The organism is Nitrosomonas sp. Is24, assembly GCF_033063335.1.
Classification (GTDB): Bacteria; Pseudomonadota; Gammaproteobacteria; order Burkholderiales; family Nitrosomonadaceae; genus Nitrosomonas.
Genome location: NZ_JAWJZG010000001.1, coordinates 2,144,412 through 2,162,539 on the forward strand (window position 1 = coordinate 2,144,412; position 18,128 = coordinate 2,162,539).

The window sequence follows — 18,128 nt, forward strand, 5'->3', positions numbered from 1 at the left end:
TTCCTATCGCTTAGTAACTGCTTTTTTATCGCCAGCATGGCCTTTAAAAGTACGTGTAAGTGAAAATTCACCAAATTTATGACCAATCATATTTTCTGTCACAAAAACAGGAATATGTTGCTTACCATTGTGTACGGCCACTGTTATCCCTATAAAATCGGGCAATATGGTGGACCGTCTTGACCATGTTTTAACAGGTCTCTTATCATTTGTTTCACGCGCTTTCACTATCTTTTCCATTAGATGCGTATCTACAAATGGTCCCTTTTTAACTGATCGTGCCATTTAATCTATTATCCTTTTTTTGAATAACGATGACGAACTATCATCACTTCTGTTCTTTTATTTTTTCGAGTTCTATAACCCTTAGCTGGTGTTCCCCATGGACTGACTGGATGCCTTCCTGCGGATGTCCTTCCTTCTCCACCACCATGTGGGTGATCTATAGGATTCATTGCCACACCTCGTACAGTTGGTCTAATTCCACGCCACCGAACTGCACCTGCTTTACCAATAGATCTTAAGTTGTGTTCAGCATTACCTACTTCACCGATTGTGGCACGACAATCAATATGAACTTTCCGCATCTCTCCTGAGCGAAGTTTCAGTTGTGCATAATTTCCTTCTCGTGCTTGTAATTGTATCGAAGCACCCGCCGATCGTGCTAATTGGGCGCCTTTTCCCGGCAATAATTCAACACAATGAATTATCGTCCCCATCGGTATATTGCGTAAAGGTAGCGCATCTCCAGGTTTTATTTGAGCATTTTTACCACTAGAAATTTTTGTGCCTACTGCTAATCCTTTTGGAGCAATAATGTACCTTCTTTCCCCATCCTGATAGCAAATTAAAGCAATATTTGCTGTCCTATTAGGGTCATACTCAATACGTTCGACGATACCAGTTATATCATCTTTATCACGTTTAAAATCTATCAATCTATAGTGTTGTTTATGTCCGCCCCCACGATGCCTTGTAGTGATGCGACCATAATGATTACGTCCCGCAGTTTTAGTTTGTTTTTCTATTAAATTTTTATAAGGTTCGCCATTGTACAGATCATTATTTACTATTTTAACTACTGATCTTCTTCCAGGTGAAGTCGGTTTTAATTTAACAAGGGCCATTATTTAACCTCTGCATTTGAAAAATTTGCAAAACTCAATTCCTGCCCTGCCTTAATGCTTACGATGGCTTTTTTCCAATCACTTCTGCGTCCCATAAAACGTCCAAATCTTTTGCTTTTTCCTTTCACATTTATCGTTTGAACATTCTTCACTTCTATCTTTTGTTCTTTCCATAATAACTCTATGGCATGTTTTATTTCTTTTTTAGTTGCATCTGTTGCTACACGAAATACCGTTTGATTATTTTTCTCTCCGATAAATGTAGCTTTCTCTGAGATATGCGGCGCTAATATGACTTTTAATAAACGTTCTTGATTAATATTTGAATTTTTCATGACAGAAGTTCCTCAAGATTCTTCAATCCTTCTGTTGTAAGTAAAATCTTTTCAAATTTCAAAAGACTTACCGGATCTACATTCTTCACTTCAACTACAGAAACATGTGGAATATTGCGCGATGAGAGATACAAATTTTCATCCACATTATTCGTAATCAACATAACCTCACTGAGCCCTAATGCAATTAGTTTTTCTTTAAAAGCTTTAGTTTTATGCGTATCGACATTAAAGTTATCTATAATCATTAATCGCTCATCACGTACTAACTGAGACAAAATGATACTTATACCGGTACGATACATTTTTTTATTGAGTTTTTTTCTAAAATTCTCATCAGGACTATTTGGAAAAATTTTTCCGCCTCCGCGCCATATTGGACTTGATGCCATACCGGCACGAGCGCGCCCTGTTCCTTTTTGCCGCCATGGCTTACGAGTTGACTTGGCAACATCTGCACGCCCTTTCTGAGCTCGCGTAGCTCCTCGCGCATTTGATAGATAAGAAGTTATAACTTGATGAATAAGTGCCTCATTGTAATCTTTATTAAAAAGTTCATCAGAAACAGTGATATTTTCTGTTGCCTGATTCTTTTCACCGATAAGCTTCAACTCCATTACCTGTTCATCCTATTGTTATTTCGTTTTATTAATCAATCTATTTTCTTACTTTAATGCTCGAACGCACTATGACATTGCCGCCTTTAGATCCTGGTATTGCGCCTTTTAAAAGCAATAAACTCCTTGCTTCATCAATTCTTAATATCTCTATATTTTGAATAGTTCTTCTTACATTACCCATGTGGCCTGACATTCTTTTACCGGGAAAAACTCGACCGGGATCTTGCGCCATCCCAATTGATCCTGGTTTATTATGCGCTTTTGAATTACCGTGACTAGCTCGATTTGAAGAAAAGTGATGCAACTTTATCGTTCCTGCATAGCCTTTGCCAATAGTTGTTCCAGACACATCCACTCTTTGGCCAACTTTGAATATACCACATGTAACTGTAGCGCCATTTTGTAGCTCATTGATATCTTCATCTGAAGTTACTCTAAACTCTTTTATAGTGCTTCCTGCTTCTACACCTGCTTTTGAGAAGTGCCCTGCAATTGATTTATTGACTCTATTAGGTCTTTTTTTTCCAAATGTTAATTGCACCGCAGAATAACCATTTGTATCAGACCTTTTTAACTGAGTTATGCGATTATTGGAAACATCAATGACAGTTACTGGCAAGCTATCACCATTCTCAGTAAAAATCCGAGTCATTCCAATTTTACGACCAATCAACCCTATTGCCATTTTCCGCCTCTATCTAAGAGCACATGTCTTTATTAAGAAGAACTAAATACTCTAACTATTTAAAAAAACTTATAATTTGATTTCCACATCCACACCAGCAGGCAAATCCAATTTCATTAAAGCATCGACTGTTTTGTCTGTTGGATCAATGATATCCATTAATCTTAAGTGCGTTCTAATCTCGAACTGATCACGAGATGTTTTATTTACATGAGGCGATCTCAACACATCAAAACGTTCGATTCTAGTCGGCAATGGAACGGGGCCCTTAACAACAGCTCCAGTTCTTTTTGCTGTTTCTACAATTTCCAGTGCCGATTTATCTATCAACCGATAATCGAATGCTTTTAGACGAATTCTAATTTTTTGGTTTTGCATATATATTTTAATCTCGAGTTTATAGATTCAATTTTACAACTGGATTGACTCTAACTCTATTTCGCCTTATAAAATATCATTCAATAATTTTTGCGACGACGCCTGCACCAACCGTACGTCCACCTTCCCGTATCGCAAATCGCAGCCCATCTTCCATCGCAATCGGCGCTATCAGATTGACCGTTACCGATACGTTATCCCCGGGCATCACCATTTCCGTGCCCGCCGGTAATTCAATCGCCCCCGTAACATCCGTCGTTCTGAAATAAAACTGTGGGCGATAACCAGGAAAAAATGGGGTATGTCTTCCACCTTCTTCCTTGCTCAATACATATATTTCCGCTGTGAATTTGGTATGTGGCGATATGCTACCCGGTTTTGCCAGCACTTGTCCGCGTTCTACTTCTTCACGTTTCGTGCCACGTAGCAGTATTCCCACATTATCACCGGCTTGACCTTGATCCAATAGTTTACGGAACATTTCAACGCCCGTGCATACTGTCTTCAGTGTGGGTTTAAGACCTACGATCTCTATCTCTTCACCTACTTTGATGATGCCTCTTTCAACCCGTCCCGTTACAACCGTTCCACGGCCCGAAATCGAGAAAACATCTTCTACCGGCATGATAAATGCGCCGTCGATTGCGCGTTCCGGTTGTGGTATGTAACTATCCAGCGCTTCCGCCAATTTTAATATAGAAGGCTCTCCGATATCGCTTTGATCGCCTTCCAGCGCTTTCAGCGCCGAGCCGACAATAATCGGAGTGTCATCACCCGGAAAGTCATATTTGGATAATAGTTCGCGTATTTCCATTTCCACCAGCTCTATGAGCTCGGCGTCATCCACCATATCTGCTTTATTCATATACACAATGATGTAAGGAACGCCTACTTGGCGCGCCAGCAGGATATGTTCTCGTGTTTGCGGCATTGGACCATCAGCAGCCGACACCACCAATATGGCTCCATCCATTTGTGCCGCACCCGTGATCATGTTTTTCACATAATCCGCGTGCCCAGGACAGTCCACATGCGCATAATGACGATTCGACGTTTCGTATTCCACGTGTGCCGTATTAATGGTAATCCCACGCGCACGCTCTTCCGGTGCTGAGTCAATCTGATCGTAGCTCTTCGCTTCTCCGCCAAATTTCTTCGTCAATATCGTCGTAATCGCCGCCGTCAGCGTCGTCTTACCATGATCCACGTGCCCTATCGTACCAACATTTACGTGTGGCTTCGACCGCTCAAATTTACTCTTTGCCATGTTTTATCCCTCTACACTCTATCCAATTCGATTATTTTTTATTGATTATCGCATCAGCCACATTTTTCGGTGCTTCTGAATAATGTTTAAATTCCATTGAGTAAGTTGCCCTACCCTGCGTGGCCGATCTTAATGCTGTCGAATAACCAAACATTTCTGCTAGCGGCACCTCGGCCCGAATTACTTTAAACCCAGGCACGTCTTCCATCCCTTGTATCATGCCACGTCTAGACGACAAATCTCCAACTACGTTCCCCATGAAATCTTCTGGTGACTCCACTTCAACCGCCATCATTGGCTCTAACAGCACCGGATTGGCTTTACGCATGCCATCTTTAAATGCTATTGATGCAGCCATCTTGAACGCATTTTCGTTTGAATCAACATCGTGATATGAACCGTCAAAAAGTGTAACCTTAACATCTACCACGGGATATCCTGCCAATACTCCACTTGGTAACGTTTCCAGCAAACCTTTCTCGACCGCTGGTATATATTCGCGCGGCACGGAACCGCCTTTTATCTCATCAACAAACTCAAAACCTTTACCCGTCTCATTAGGTTCCATTTTCAACCATACATGACCATACTGACCACGTCCGCCTGATTGTTTAACAAATTTTCCTTCAATCTCAACATATTTTCTTATTGCTTCACGATATGCAACTTGAGGAGCACCAACATTAGCCTCCACGCCAAATTCCCGTTTCATTCGGTCAACAATAATTTCCAGATGCAACTCACCCATTCCAGAAATGATGGTTTGACCCGATTCTTCATCGGTGCGCACTCTGAAGGAAGGATCTTCTTGTGCTAATCTGTTGAGCGCTATGCCCATTTTTTCTTGATCAATTTTTGTTTTTGGCTCAACAGCAACATGAATAACCGGTTCTGGAAAATCCATTCTTTCCAATGTAATTACCTTTTGCGGATCACAAAGTGTATCTCCCGTTACAACGTCTTTTAAACCCACAGCTGCCGCTATATCGCCCGCTCTTACTTCTTTTATCTCTTCACGCTGATTCGCATGCATTTGCAATATCCTGCCTATTCTTTCTTTTTTACCCTTGACCGGGTTATAGACAGTATCGCCAGAAACAACAACACCGGAATAAACTCTAAAGAAAATGAGCTGCCCAACATACGGATCGGTGGCAATCTTAAAAGCAAGCGCTGAGAATGGTTCATTGTCATCAGCCTTACGTTTATCAGCCTCACCTCTCTCGTTCTCGCCTTGTATCGCCAATACATCGGTAGGCGACGGCATGTAATCTATGACTGCATCCAGCATTGCTTGCACGCCTTTATTCTTAAAAGCGGTTCCGCACATCATGGGAACTATTTCATTATTGATAGTCCGTGCACGCAGACCAATTTTTATATCCGAGATTTCCAAGTCTCCACTCTCAAGATATTTATTCATTAAATCTTCGTTTGCCTCGGCCGCTGATTCCAGCATTTTTTCACGCCAAGCTTGCGCATCCTCCTTTAAATTTTCCGGTATATCGCGCTCTTCAAACTTCATCCCGCGACTTTCATCATCCCAGTAAATTGCCTTCATTTTTACTAAGTCAACAATACCTTCAAATTTATCCTCAGCCCCTATGGGTAACTGTATAGGCACTGGCATGGCTTTTAATCGTGCCTTAATCTGCTCATACACACGCATGAAATTTGCGCCAGAACGATCCATTTTGTTCACAAAGGCAAGACGCGGAACCTTATATTTATTTGCCTGCCTCCAAACCGTCTCTGTTTGCGGCTGCACTCCACCAACTGCACAAAATACTGTACACGCACCATCCAGCACACGCAATGACCGCTCCACCTCAATCGTAAAATCCACGTGACCAGGTGTATCTATTATATTAACTCGATGCTCAGGATAGTTCCCTGCCATTCCTTTCCAGAAACAGGTTGTAGCTGCCGATGTAATCGTAATACCTCTTTCCTGCTCTTGCTCCATCCAATCCATCGTGGCCGCACCATCATGTACCTCACCAAGCTTATGCGATACACCAGTGTAAAAGAGGACGCGCTCGGTCGTCGTTGTCTTACCAGCGTCGATATGAGCCATAATGCCTATGTTTCTATAACGCTCTATTGGAGTTTTTCTTGCCACGGTTTAATGCCTTACGATTAATTCAACTTACGGTTATGTTTGATGCCAGAGATTTAATTTATCAAAATCTAAAATGTGAGAATGCTTTATTGGATTCCGCCATTCTGTGCACTTCTTCTCGTTTTTTCACAGCACCACCGCGCCCTTCTGCAGCTTCAGTCAATTCACCTGCCAGCCTGGCATCCATCGACTTTTCACTTCTCTTTCTAGCCGCATCGCGTAGCCAACGCATAGCCAACGCATTCCGGCGCACCGAACGTACTTCAACCGGCACCTGGTAATTAGCTCCACCTACTCGGCGGCTCTTAACTTCCACTATTGGACGAACGTTAGTCAACGCCTGGGTAAAAACTTCCAGCGGATCATTTCCGGTTTTTTTGCCTATATGCTCTAGAGCGCCATAGATAATTCTTTCTGCAACAGATTTTTTACCACGCGTCATGAGAACATTAACAAATTTTGCCAATTCAACATTGTGGTATTTTGGATCAGGCAATATTTCACGCTTTGGAACTTCTCTACGTCTTGGCATTATTCAACCCCTACATTACGCAATTTTATTTTTTCTAGCACTTTGGATTGACACCTAAATTAATTTTAAGCAGTTTTAGGTTTCTTAGAACCGTATTTCGAACGACTCTGCTTACGATCTTTAACACCCGCAGTGTCAAGACTACCCCTGACCGTGTGATAACGCACACCTGGCAAATCCTTAACACGACCACCACGGATTAATACCACCGAGTGCTCCTGAAGATTATGCCCTTCACCACCAATATAACTAGTCACCTCAAATCCATTAGTCAACCTTACCCGGGCTACTTTCCGCAACGCTGAATTTGGCTTTTTGGGTGTTGTTGTATATACCCTTGTACATACGCCCCTTTTTTGCGGGCTATTCTCGAGCGCAGGGACAGTACTTTTAACTTGCTTGGCAGCACGTGGTTTTCTAACTAACTGACTGATTGTCGGCATTTCTGTGTCCTAAAAAACTGGAATGGCTTTAAGCCGTCCTTCATCTGTTTGCTGATTTGCTTTAATTTCCCAACATCAAACATATTGGTAATTATCAATACCGACCTCCAACCAATCCGAAGATGCGGCAAAAAAGAGAGCGGATTCTATTGGGTTTATTTATATATGTCAAGACGAAGATAGCTCACTTGAGCAATACACTTCCATCCATCATCACATATCCCTGCAACTTCCTTTCTGCTAAGAATCCTAACCTTGTTTCTTAAACTGCAAAATAAGTTTTCAAGTATCAACTAATCCCTGTTAATCCCTGAAATTTTGAAATTGTAATGGAAAATTATCAATCGATTTCTTTATCAGCTGAATTGCTTCTTGCAGCACATCTTTTTTTGCACCGGTTACACGTACCACATCGCCTTGAATGCTGGCTTGAACTTTGAGCTTACCGTCTTTGATGTGCTTAATAATTTTTTTTGCCAGCTCAGTTTCAAGCCCTGTTTTAATTGTTACTGACTGCTTTACTTTGTTTCCGCTAATTTTTTCAACCTGGCCTTTCTCCAAGCATCGCACATCCACATTCCGTTTGGTTAGCCGGGTTCTGAGAATATCCAATATTTGTTCCAGTTTAAATTCGTCGTCTGCGAATACAGTCAGCTGATAATCCGCCTGCTCCACTCTGGCATCGGAACCTTTAAAATCAAACCGAGTAGTGACCTCTTTGTTCACCTGGTCGACTGCATTCCTGACTTCCTGCTTATCCACTTCTGAAACGATATCAAATGATGGCATTATTTCTCTCTGTGTCTGTGCATAAACAATTACGCTATACCCGCTTTCTATGCATTCACACTTCCAGGCAAACCGGTGATATTCCGGTCATAAGGGTTTGAAAAAGTTATTTCTTATGTTTCTTTCCAGCGTTAGCCGCAATGCGCATTCTCAAAGCATTCAGTTTGATGAATCCTGCCGCATCCCCTTGGTTATATGCGCCCGCGTCGTCTTCAAATGTTGCGATGGTGGGGTCAAACAAGGAATCGGTTTGCGAGTCTCTACCGACCACAATAACATTTCCTTTATACAGCTTCAGCCTCACCCAGCCATTTACTTTTTCCTGGCTTGCATCGATCATGGTTTGCAGCATTTTGCGTTCCGGACTCCACCAGTAACCGTTGTAGATCAACGACGCGTAGCGTGGCATTAAATCATCCTTCAGATGCGCCACTTCGCGGTCGAGTGTAATCGACTCCATAGCACGATGCCCTCGCAACAGAATGGTCCCGCCCGGCGTTTCATAACAGCCACGTGACTTCATGCCCACATAGCGATTCTCCACCAAATCCAACCGGCCTATGCCATGTTTCCCGCCTAATTGATTGAGCTTTTCCAATACACTCGCTGGCGATAATGCGACACCGTTAAGGGCTACCACATCACCGCGTTTAAATTCGATATCCAGATATTCCGGTTCATCCGGTGCTTTTTCCGGCGAAACACTCCAGCGCCACATGGATTCTTCCGGTTCCGCGGCAGGATCTTCCAGAATTCTACCTTCGTAAGAGATATGCAACAGATTGGCATCCATGCTGTAAGGCGATCCCGCCTTCTTCTTCATTTCGACCGGAATACCATGCTGCTCGGCATATTGCAATAACGTCTCACGAGAGGTCAAATCCCATTCACGCCACGGTGCAATCACATGAATATCCGGTTGTAATGCATAATAACCCATCTCAAAACGCACCTGATCGTTACCCTTGCCGGTAGCACCATGCGATACCGCATCAGCACCGGTTTCTCTCGCGATTTCAATCTGTCTTTTTGCGATCAATGGACGCGCAATACTGGTCCCCAGCAAATATTCCCCTTCGTAAATCGTATTGGCGCGGAACATGGGAAATACAAAATCGCGGACAAACTCTTCACGCAAGTCATCGATATAAATTTCCTTTACACCCAGCTGCTTTGCCTTTGCACGCGCCGGTTCCACTTCCTCTCCCTGCCCAATGTCCGCTGTAAAAGTAACGACTTCACACTGATAGGTATCTTGCAGCCATTTCAAAATGACGGATGTATCCAATCCCCCGGAAAATGCCAAAACCACTTTATTAATCTTTTTCATTATTCTCAGTACGTTCGTTTATCTAGCGCTGTAATCCGTTAATGCGCAATCCATGAATACCAATCGCAAATTTATTTTGCAGTATCTATTTTACCCAGCAGCAAATACTCCATCAGTGCCTTTTGGGTATGCAGCCGGTTCTCCGCTTCGTCCCATACCACGGATTGCGGTCCATCCAGCACTTCCGCACTTACCTCTTCACCTCGATGAGCTGGCAAACAATGCATAAATAATGCATCCGGTTTGGCCAATGCCATCATTTCCTCGTCAACACAAAACTCGGCAAAATCATTCTTTCTTTGCTCAGTTTCCGATTCAAACCCCATACTAGTCCACACATCCGTCGTGACCAGATCCACTCCCTCCACTGCCTTGTGGGGACTGGCAAATTTCTCAAAATGCGCAGTGCCGTTGAGTCCTATCTGCGCAGGGTCAATATCGTAACCGGGCGGCGTGGAAACATGCACTTTAAAGTTAAATATCTCGGCCGCCTGCAACCAGGTACTGCACATATTATTGGAGTCACCGATCCACGCCACTGTTTTACCTTCTATCGAGCCTCTGTATTCCGTGTACGTAAAAATATCACTCATGATTTGGCACGGATGATATTCATCGGTCAAACCATTAATCACCGGTACTCTGGAATACTCCGCAAAACGCTTGACAAGGTCATGCTGATAGGTCCGGATCATAATCAGATCGACCATGCGGGAAATCACCCGCGCCGCGTCTTCCACCGGCTCTCCCCGCCCCAATTGCGTATCCCGCGTTGACAGATAAATGGCTGCACCGCCCAGTTGATGCATGCCGGCTTCAAATGACAAGCGCGTACGGGTTGAATTTTTGTCAAAGATCATCGCCAATGTGCGATCGGACAACGGCCAGTATTGCCGGTATTGTTTGAACTCCTGCTTTATCCAACGCGCGCGCGCAAATAAATACTCATATTCATCGCGGCTAAAATCCTTGAATTGCAAAAAATGCTTTAATTGCATAACGCGATAAACAACCAATCAGCAATGCATTACTACGCAATCTGCTTAGTTATTCAAAAACTCCTTTATCAACAGACAAGTAATATCAATCACTTGCTCAGCTTCATGTTGCTGCATCACAAACGCCGGCAGCAAGCGAATCACTTTATCCGATGTTACATTGATCAATAATTTCTTCTCCAGCGCTTTTCGCACCAATTCGACGCAAGGCACGGAAAGTTCGACACCGACGATTAAACCCTGACCTCTGACTTGCACAACACCCGGAACATCGGCCAGTTGATTCCGCAGCCGGTCGCGCATGAAATCGCCCAATTTTGTCGCATGCTCCAGCAGACCTTCATCGGCAATTACTTTCAGCGTTTCGATCGCCGCTGCACAGGCCAACGGATTGCCGCCAAACGTGGAGGCATGATTACCCGGTTTGAACACTTCGGCAGCGGTGCCTTTGGCCAAACAAGCGCCAATTGCCACGCCCCCGCCCAATCCTTTCGCCAGCGTAACGACATCCGGCATGATATTGCTGTGCTGAAACGCAAACCATTTACCACTGCGCCCGATTCCCGATTGCACCTCATCAAGCATCAGCAGCCAGCCATTCTGGCTGCACAGATTGCGTAATCCTTGCAAATAATGCGCTTCGGGAATATTTACCCCGCCCTCACCCTGAAATGGCTCCACCAGCACCGCCACGACATCTTTATTATTGGCAGCCACTTGTGCGATCGCATCCAAATTATTATAAGGAGCGCGCACAAAACCGGTTAACAGCGGTTCAAACCCGGCTTGCACCTTGCGGTTTCCGCTGGCTGTCAGCGTTGCCATAGTACGGCCGTGAAATGACCGCTCCATGACAATGATCGTGGGCAGCGATATCCCTTTGTTATGTCCATACAGCCGGGCCAGTTTAATGGCGGCTTCGTTCGCTTCCGCTCCGGAATTGCAGAAGAACGCATTATCCATTCCGGATAATTCCGTCAGACGCTCAGCCAGACGTTCCTGCTTTTCAATGTGAAAAAGATTAGAGGTATGGATCAGCGTCCCGGCTTGTTCACAGATCGCCCGGGTTAATCTCGGGTGGCAATGACCCAGTCCGCACACCGCCACACCAGCCAATGCATCCAGATACCGTTCACCGCGATCGTCCCATAACCAGACCCCTTCGCCTTTAACAAAGGTAACAGGCAACCGTGAGTATGTATTCATCAAATTAGACACTGCATCACACTCGCATTTGTATTTTAAACGAAAAATTCAATTCAGCGCTCCACCCGGTACGGTAAGGAAAATTTGAAAAAGTTGTTATGGTTACCTATTTAGTCTGCTTTTTCAAGCTTTTTTCTTTGCAGTTCTGCTCATTTATGGCAATTTTTATGCCGAGGCCATAGCAAAGTTAGTCGAGAAACGATAGCAGCATGTTAGAATGATCTGATATACAAATTTCATATAGCCAGTTTCAACTAAGATACATTTCTATTTCTGCATCATAACCTGTTGTTTCTCACAAAATCATAAGATATGAATCAGTTTGCCAAGGAAACTCTGCCCATCAGTCTTGAAGAAGAAATGCGGCGTTCCTATCTTGATTACGCGATGAGCGTCATCGTGGGCCGCGCTTTGCCGGATGTTCGTGATGGCTTGAAACCGGTGCACCGGCGCGTGTTATTTGCCATGCATGAACTGTCCAACGACTGGAACAGGCCCTACAAAAAATCCGCGCGTATCGTCGGTGACGTAATCGGTAAATACCATCCGCACGGCGACACCGCCGTCTACGACACCATCGTCCGCATGGCGCAGGACTTTTCGCTGCGCTACATGCTGGTCGACGGGCAAGGCAACTTCGGTTCGGTCGATGGCGATAACGCCGCGGCGATGCGTTACACCGAAATCCGCATGTCGCGTATTGCGCATGAGTTATTGGTCGATCTCGACAAGGAAACGGTGGATTTCGGTCCCAACTACGACGATTCCGAAAAAGAACCGCTGATTCTGCCGGCCAAAATACCCAATTTGCTGATCAACGGCTCATCCGGTATCGCCGTCGGCATGGCGACCAACATCCCGCCGCATAATCTGAATGAAGTTGTGGAAGCTTGCCTTGCCTTGCTCAAAAACCCGGATATCACCATCGATGAGCTGATCGACATTATTCCGGCGCCGGACTTCCCTACCGCTGGCATCATTTATGGTGTCGCCGGCGTACGCGACGGCTATCGCACCGGCCGTGGCCGTGTAGTGATGCGCGCACGCACGCATTTTGAAGATCTGGAAAAAGGCAGCCGCCAATCCATCATCGTCGATGAATTGCCATATCAGGTTAACAAAGCCAACTTACTGATACGCATCGGCGAGCTGGTACGCGATAAGAAAATCGAAGGCATTTCCGATCTGCGCGACGAATCCGATAAATCCGGCATGCGCGTCGTCATCGAACTGAAGCGCGGCGAAGTGCCCGAAGTCATTCTGAACAATCTGTACAAAGAAACACAGATGCAGGATACGTTCGGCATGAACATGGTGGCTTTGCTGGATGGCCAGCCGCGCTTGCTGAATTTGAAGCAGATCCTGGATGCTTTCCTGCGTCACCGCCGTGAAGTCGTCACGCGCCGCACGGTTTTTGAACTGAAAAAAGCGCGCGAACGCGGTCATTTATTGGAAGGTCTAGCGGTTGCGTTATCCAATGTCGATGAAATCATCGCGTTGATCAAAGCAGCGCCGACGCCCGCTGACGCCAAGGAAGGCTTGATGGCGAGAACCTGGCATTCCAAATTGGTCGAGGAAATGCTGACGCGCGCCATGGCCGATGCCAATGCGCTGCGTCCAGAAGGATTGGATAATTTCTTCGGTTTGCAAGCACAGGGTTACCGGCTTTCCGATGCGCAAGCGCAAGCGATCCTGGAACTGCGTTTGCAACGTTTAACCGGCCTGGAACAGGAAAAGATCGTCGATGAGTACCGGGAGGTTATCGATAAAATCATCGATTATCTGGATATTCTGGCCAATCCGGAGCGTATCACCAGCATCATCACCGAAGAACTGGACGCGATCAAATTGCAATTCGGCGACAAACGCCGCAGTGAAATCGTCATCGACACGCAGGATTTGAGTATCGAAGATTTGATCACACCGGCCGACATGGTCGTTACCCTATCGCACAGCGGTTATATCAAATCCCAGCTACTAGACGACTATCGCGCGCAAAAACGCGGCGGTCGCGGCAAACTGGCGACGAGCACCAAGGAAGATGATTTCATTGACAAACTGTTCATCGCCAATACGCATGACTATATTTTATGCTTCTCAAGCCTTGGACGCGTGTACTGGATCAAAGTCTACGAAGTGCCGCAAGGCGGACGGCAATCGCGCGGCAAACCGATCATCAATTGGGTACAGCTGGAAGAAGGCGAGAAAATCAACGCCATTCTGCCGGTTAAAACTTTTGATGAAAATCGTTTTGTCTTTATGGCCACATCGTTTGGCACCGTCAAAAAAACACCGCTATCGGAATTTTCCCGTCCGCGTAACAATGGCATCATCGCCATTGGATTGGACGAAGGCGACTTTCTGATCGGTGTGGAACTGACCGAAGGTAAACATGATGTCATGTTGTTCTCGGATAATGGTAAAGCCATGCGCTTCAGCGAAAACGACGTGCGTCCGATGGGCCGTACCGCCCGTGGCGTGCGCGGCATGAAATTGGGCTCCGGACATAAAGTCATCTCAATGCTGGTAGCGGAAAATGAAGAACTGGCGGTGTTAACAGCGACGGAAAACGGTTTCGGCAAACGCACTCCGATCAGCGAATACACTCGCCACAACCGCGGCACGCAAGGCATGATCGCAATCATCACCAGCGCGCGCAACGGCAAGGTCGTCACCGCCAAGCTGGTAAAACCGGACGATGAAATCATGCTGATCACCTCCGGCGGCGTCATGATCCGCACGCGTGTCAATGAGGTGCGCGAAATGAGCCGCGCTACGCAAGGCGTTACCCTGATCAACCTGGATCCCGGTGAAAAACTGGCCGGTCTGGAACGGGTGGTGGAAAGCGAAGAAGGCGATGGAGACGGCGAATAATTAATAACCAACGACTCGGGGAAAAAGCAATGGATCAGATCTATAATTTCAGCGCCGGACCAGCGGTTCTCCCCCAGGAAGTATTGCAACAGGCGCGCGATGAGATGCTCGATTGGCACGGCAGCGGCATGTCGGTGATGGAAATGAGTCATCGCGGCAAGGAATTCATGTCGATTGCGGAAAAAACCGAGAGTGATTTGCGCGAACTGGCGGGTATTCCGCAAAACTATAAAGTGCTGTTTCTGCAAGGCGGCGCCTCCAGCCAGTTTGCCATGGTGCCGATGAATCTGCTGTGCGGCAAAACAACAGCGGACTATATCAATACCGGCCAGTGGTCGGCCAAAGCCGTCGAGGAAGCCAGCCGCTATTGCACGGTCAACGTGGCCGCCTCATCAGAAGATGCCAATTTCACGTACATCCCGCCGCGGGAACAATGGCGCTTAAACCCCGATGCAGCGTATGTGCATTACACCAGCAACGAAACCATCGGTGGCGTCGAGTTTCATTGGGTACCGGATACGGAGGCTCCGCTGGTTGCCGACATGTCGTCGGATATTTTGTCGCGGCCGTTGGATGTCACGCGCTTTGGCCTGATTTATGCCGGTGCGCAAAAAAACCTCGGCCCCGCCGGATTGACGCTGGTCATCGTGCGCGAAGATTTATTGGGCAAACCGCTGCCCGGCACACCGACGCTGTACGATTATCAGATTCACGCCAAGAATGACTCGATGTACAACACTCCGCCCACTTACGCCATGTACATCACCGGCCTGGTGTTCGCCTGGCTGAAAAAACAGGGCGGGCTGACAGCAATGGAAAAAATCAACACGGCCAAAGCCAATCTGCTGTACGACTATCTCGACAGCACGGATTTCTACCACTGCCCGGTGGCAATAGCCAACCGGTCGCGGATGAATGTGCCGTTCACACTGAAAGATTCCGCGTTGGACGGTGAATTTCTCAAACAAGCGCAACACAACGGTTTATTGCAGCTGAAGGGACATCGCTCGGTCGGCGGTATGCGGGCATCAATCTACAATGCCATGCCGGTCGAAGGTGTCGCGACACTTGTCACTTTCATGAAGGAGTTTGCCAGCCGCCATGCCTGAACAACAATCCTTTAAAATTCTAACACTCAATGCGATTTCAACGCACGGACTCAACCGTTTTCCCGCGGAGCGTTATCAGACCGGTCACGACATCGAGGAACCGGATGCCATCTTGGTGCGCTCGCACAACATGCTGAACAGCGTCATCCCAGAGTGCGTCAAAGCGATCGGCCGCGCCGGCGCGGGTACCAACAACATCCCGGTCGACGCGATGAATGCGCGCGGTGTGCCGGTTTTCAATACGCCCGGCGCCAACGCCAACGCCGTCAAGGAATTAGTGCTGGCCAGTTTGTTTCTGGCGGCGCGTAACCTGGTACCGGCATTGCAATTCGCCGACAGCCTGCAGGGTGACGATGCGGCGCTCAACAAGCAAGCCGAAGATGGCAAAAAACGTTTTTCCGGCATCGAATTGCCGGGGCGCACGCTGGGCGTGATCGGTCTAGGCGAAATCGGCCGCCTGGTTGCCAATTCGGCCATCCGGCTCGGCATGAAAGTCATCGGTTTCGACCCGAAAATTACCGTCGAATCGGCCTGGAGCCTGTCGGCGGAAGTCAAGAAAGCCAACAGCCTGGAGGATTTGCTGCGCCATAGCGAATTCATCAGCGTACACGTGCCATTGCTCGATTCGACACGGCACCTGATCAACAGCAGCACGATACAGTTGATGAAGCCGCATGCAATTGTGCTGAATTTCTCGCGTGGCGCGATCGTCGATGAAGATGCCATTCTGCAAGCCATCGCCGCCAACAAAATCAAAACTTACGTCAGCGATTTCCCCAGCGAGAAACTACAACACCAGAAAAACGTGATTACCTTGCCGCACCTCGGTGCATCGACCGCCGAAGCGGAAGACAATTGCGCCGTGATGGTGGTGGATCAGTTGATCGATTATCTGGAAAACGGCAATATCACCAACACCGTCAACTTTCCGGACACGCAGATGGAACGCGAAGTGCCTTACCGCGTCGCGGTCGCCAATGCCAACGTGCCGAATATTCTGGGGCAGATTTCGACCAGCATGGCGCAGGCCGGACTGAATATTCATACCATGATCAACAAATCGCGCGGTGGCATGGCTTATACGCTGGTCGACACCGACAGTCCGGTCCCGCCGCATGTTTTGCATGAGATAGCATCGATCAGCGGCGTGCTGATGGCGCGTTATTTGCGTCTTCCCGGATAAACCCCAAGCACTACCGAATCGCCCAATGTTCAATGATTAACTAACATGTCCGAAGAACTCAAACAACTCCGCGATCAAATCGACGCCATCGACAACGAATTGCTGCAATTGGTCAGCAAACGCGCCGGATTGGCGCAGCAAGTCGGCAAAATCAAAAAAAGCGGCATCGTCTATCGTCCCGAACGCGAAGCGCAAATATTGGCGCGCGTGCAGGAACAAAACCCCGGGCCGGTCAGCAACGAACACATTAAACATTTATTTACCGAAATCATGTCGTTGTGCCGCGCCTTGGAAAAACCCATGAGCGTGGCCTACCTCGGCCCGAACGGCACCTTCTCCGAAGAAGCGGCGCTGAAACGCTTCGGCAGCGCGATCACTGAGGTCGCGTGCGATTCGATCGACGATGTGTTCCGCACGGTGGAATCGGAAGCGGCCCATTACGGCGTGGTGCCTGTGGAAAATTCTTCCGAAGGCGCGGTCGGCAGAACCATGGATTTGCTGCTGCAAACGCCGCTCACCATCTGCGGCGAGATTCAATTGCCGGTGCATCAGTTTCTGATGGCGCAGCAAACCGATCTAGCGCACATCAACAAAATTTACTCGCACCCGCAATCGCTGGCACAGTGTCATCACTGGTTAAGTACCAACTTGCCGCATCTGTCCCATTCCGCGTTGATCCATGCCGCCAGCAATGCCGATGCAGCCCGGCAAGCCGCAGCCGACAATCAGGCCGCAGCGATCGCCAGCCAAAGAGCGGCGGAATTATTCGGGCTTTCCATCTGCGCGGAAAACATCGAGGACGATCCGAAAAATACCACGCGCTTTCTGGTGATCGGCAGGCAAATCGTCGCGCCCTCGGGAAAAGACAAAACATCGCTGATCGTGTCGACCAATAACCGTTCCGGCGCGATTTACACCTTGCTCGAACCGCTGGCGCAGTATGGCGTCAGCATGAGCCGCCTGGAATCGCGCCCGTCCCGCACCGGTCTGTGGCAGTATGTTTTTTTCATCGATCTTGAAGGACATCAGCAAGATGACAATGTCGCCGCAGCCGTGGCGGAGTTACGCCACAAAGCCGCTTTCCTGAAAATTCTGGGATCGTATCCGGCCGCCTGACAACGCACCGCCGC

General features: G+C 47.3%; 18 protein-coding genes. 4 read left to right on the forward strand and 14 right to left on the reverse strand.

Features of this window, described 5'->3' with window-relative positions; genetic code table 11:
* Positions 1 to 3: 3 nt before the first annotated feature.
* From rpsS to R2103_RS10050, 14 genes are all read right to left on the reverse strand, one after another.
* Positions 4 to 285, reverse strand: a complete 282-nt coding sequence (gene rpsS / locus R2103_RS09985; RefSeq protein WP_317531269.1) for a 30S ribosomal protein S19 — start codon at positions 283 to 285, stop codon at positions 4 to 6.
* An 8-nt stretch (positions 286 to 293) separates the two neighbouring features.
* Positions 294 to 1,127: a 50S ribosomal protein L2 gene (gene rplB / locus R2103_RS09990; protein WP_317531270.1), complete on the reverse strand. Its 834-nt coding sequence runs from the start codon at positions 1,125 to 1,127 to the stop codon at positions 294 to 296.
* The gene (gene rplW, locus R2103_RS09995; RefSeq protein ID WP_317531271.1) at positions 1,127 to 1,462 is read right to left on the reverse strand and encodes a 50S ribosomal protein L23; all 336 of its coding nucleotides are present in this window, start codon (positions 1,460 to 1,462) and stop codon (positions 1,127 to 1,129) included. Before rplW ends, rplB begins: the two co-directional genes overlap by 1 nt.
* Positions 1,459 to 2,079 carry a 50S ribosomal protein L4 gene (gene rplD / locus R2103_RS10000; protein WP_317531272.1) on the reverse strand — a complete coding sequence of 207 codons (621 nt, stop codon included), beginning with the start codon at positions 2,077 to 2,079 and terminating at the stop codon, positions 1,459 to 1,461. Before rplD ends, rplW begins: the two co-directional genes overlap by 4 nt.
* A 40-nt stretch (positions 2,080 to 2,119) precedes the next feature.
* A complete protein-coding gene (gene rplC / locus R2103_RS10005) occupies positions 2,120 to 2,767 on the reverse strand; it encodes a 50S ribosomal protein L3 (RefSeq protein ID WP_317531273.1) in 648 nt (215 codons plus the stop codon).
* 69 nt (positions 2,768 to 2,836) lie between these two features.
* Positions 2,837 to 3,145 carry a 30S ribosomal protein S10 gene (rpsJ, locus tag R2103_RS10010; RefSeq protein ID WP_013966801.1) on the reverse strand — a complete coding sequence of 103 codons (309 nt, stop codon included), beginning with the start codon at positions 3,143 to 3,145 and terminating at the stop codon, positions 2,837 to 2,839.
* Between the two features lie 76 nt (positions 3,146 to 3,221).
* Complete coding sequence (tuf, locus tag R2103_RS10015; RefSeq protein ID WP_317529986.1) at positions 3,222 to 4,412, reverse strand: elongation factor Tu; 1,191 nt, start codon at positions 4,410 to 4,412, stop codon at positions 3,222 to 3,224.
* A 31-nt stretch (positions 4,413 to 4,443) separates the two neighbouring features.
* Positions 4,444 to 6,534: an elongation factor G gene (fusA, locus tag R2103_RS10020; RefSeq protein ID WP_317531274.1), complete on the reverse strand. Its 2,091-nt coding sequence runs from the start codon at positions 6,532 to 6,534 to the stop codon at positions 4,444 to 4,446.
* Between the two features lie 61 nt (positions 6,535 to 6,595).
* Positions 6,596 to 7,066 (reverse strand): 30S ribosomal protein S7, encoded by a 471-nt coding sequence (gene rpsG / locus R2103_RS10025; protein WP_108698004.1) that lies wholly within the window; start codon positions 7,064 to 7,066, stop codon positions 6,596 to 6,598.
* A 65-nt stretch (positions 7,067 to 7,131) separates the two neighbouring features.
* On the reverse strand, positions 7,132 to 7,509 hold the full coding sequence (rpsL, locus tag R2103_RS10030) for a 30S ribosomal protein S12 (RefSeq protein ID WP_090320171.1): 378 nt from the start codon (positions 7,507 to 7,509) through the stop codon (positions 7,132 to 7,134).
* Between the two features lie 303 nt (positions 7,510 to 7,812).
* Complete coding sequence (locus R2103_RS10035) at positions 7,813 to 8,298, reverse strand: YajQ family cyclic di-GMP-binding protein (protein WP_317531275.1); 486 nt, start codon at positions 8,296 to 8,298, stop codon at positions 7,813 to 7,815.
* A 106-nt stretch (positions 8,299 to 8,404) separates the two neighbouring features.
* Positions 8,405 to 9,628: an argininosuccinate synthase gene (locus R2103_RS10040; RefSeq protein WP_317531276.1), complete on the reverse strand. Its 1,224-nt coding sequence runs from the start codon at positions 9,626 to 9,628 to the stop codon at positions 8,405 to 8,407.
* 71 nt (positions 9,629 to 9,699) lie between these two features.
* On the reverse strand, positions 9,700 to 10,626 hold the full coding sequence (argF, locus tag R2103_RS10045) for an ornithine carbamoyltransferase (RefSeq protein WP_317531277.1): 927 nt from the start codon (positions 10,624 to 10,626) through the stop codon (positions 9,700 to 9,702).
* Between the two features lie 45 nt (positions 10,627 to 10,671).
* Complete coding sequence (locus R2103_RS10050; RefSeq protein ID WP_317531278.1) at positions 10,672 to 11,832, reverse strand: aspartate aminotransferase family protein; 1,161 nt, start codon at positions 11,830 to 11,832, stop codon at positions 10,672 to 10,674.
* 312 nt (positions 11,833 to 12,144) lie between these two features.
* Here R2103_RS10050 and gyrA point away from each other — a divergent pair, with 312 nt between their 5' ends.
* Genes gyrA through pheA form a run of 4 tightly spaced genes read left to right on the forward strand, consistent with a single transcriptional unit; the run spans position 12,145 to position 18,114 of the window.
* Entirely contained in the window at positions 12,145 to 14,706 is a 2,562-nt protein-coding gene (gene gyrA, locus R2103_RS10055) for a DNA gyrase subunit A (RefSeq protein ID WP_317531279.1), read from the forward strand.
* A 29-nt stretch (positions 14,707 to 14,735) separates the two neighbouring features.
* Positions 14,736 to 15,815, forward strand: coding sequence for a 3-phosphoserine/phosphohydroxythreonine transaminase (serC, locus tag R2103_RS10060; protein WP_317531280.1), 1,080 nt, complete (start codon positions 14,736 to 14,738; stop codon positions 15,813 to 15,815).
* Positions 15,808 to 16,998 carry a 3-phosphoglycerate dehydrogenase family protein gene (locus R2103_RS10065; protein ID WP_317531281.1) on the forward strand — a complete coding sequence of 397 codons (1,191 nt, stop codon included), beginning with the start codon at positions 15,808 to 15,810 and terminating at the stop codon, positions 16,996 to 16,998. Before serC ends, R2103_RS10065 begins: the two co-directional genes overlap by 8 nt.
* Positions 16,999 to 17,043: 45 nt before the next feature.
* Complete coding sequence (gene pheA, locus R2103_RS10070; RefSeq protein ID WP_132427924.1) at positions 17,044 to 18,114, forward strand: prephenate dehydratase; 1,071 nt, start codon at positions 17,044 to 17,046, stop codon at positions 18,112 to 18,114.
* Positions 18,115 to 18,128 lie beyond the last annotated feature (14 nt).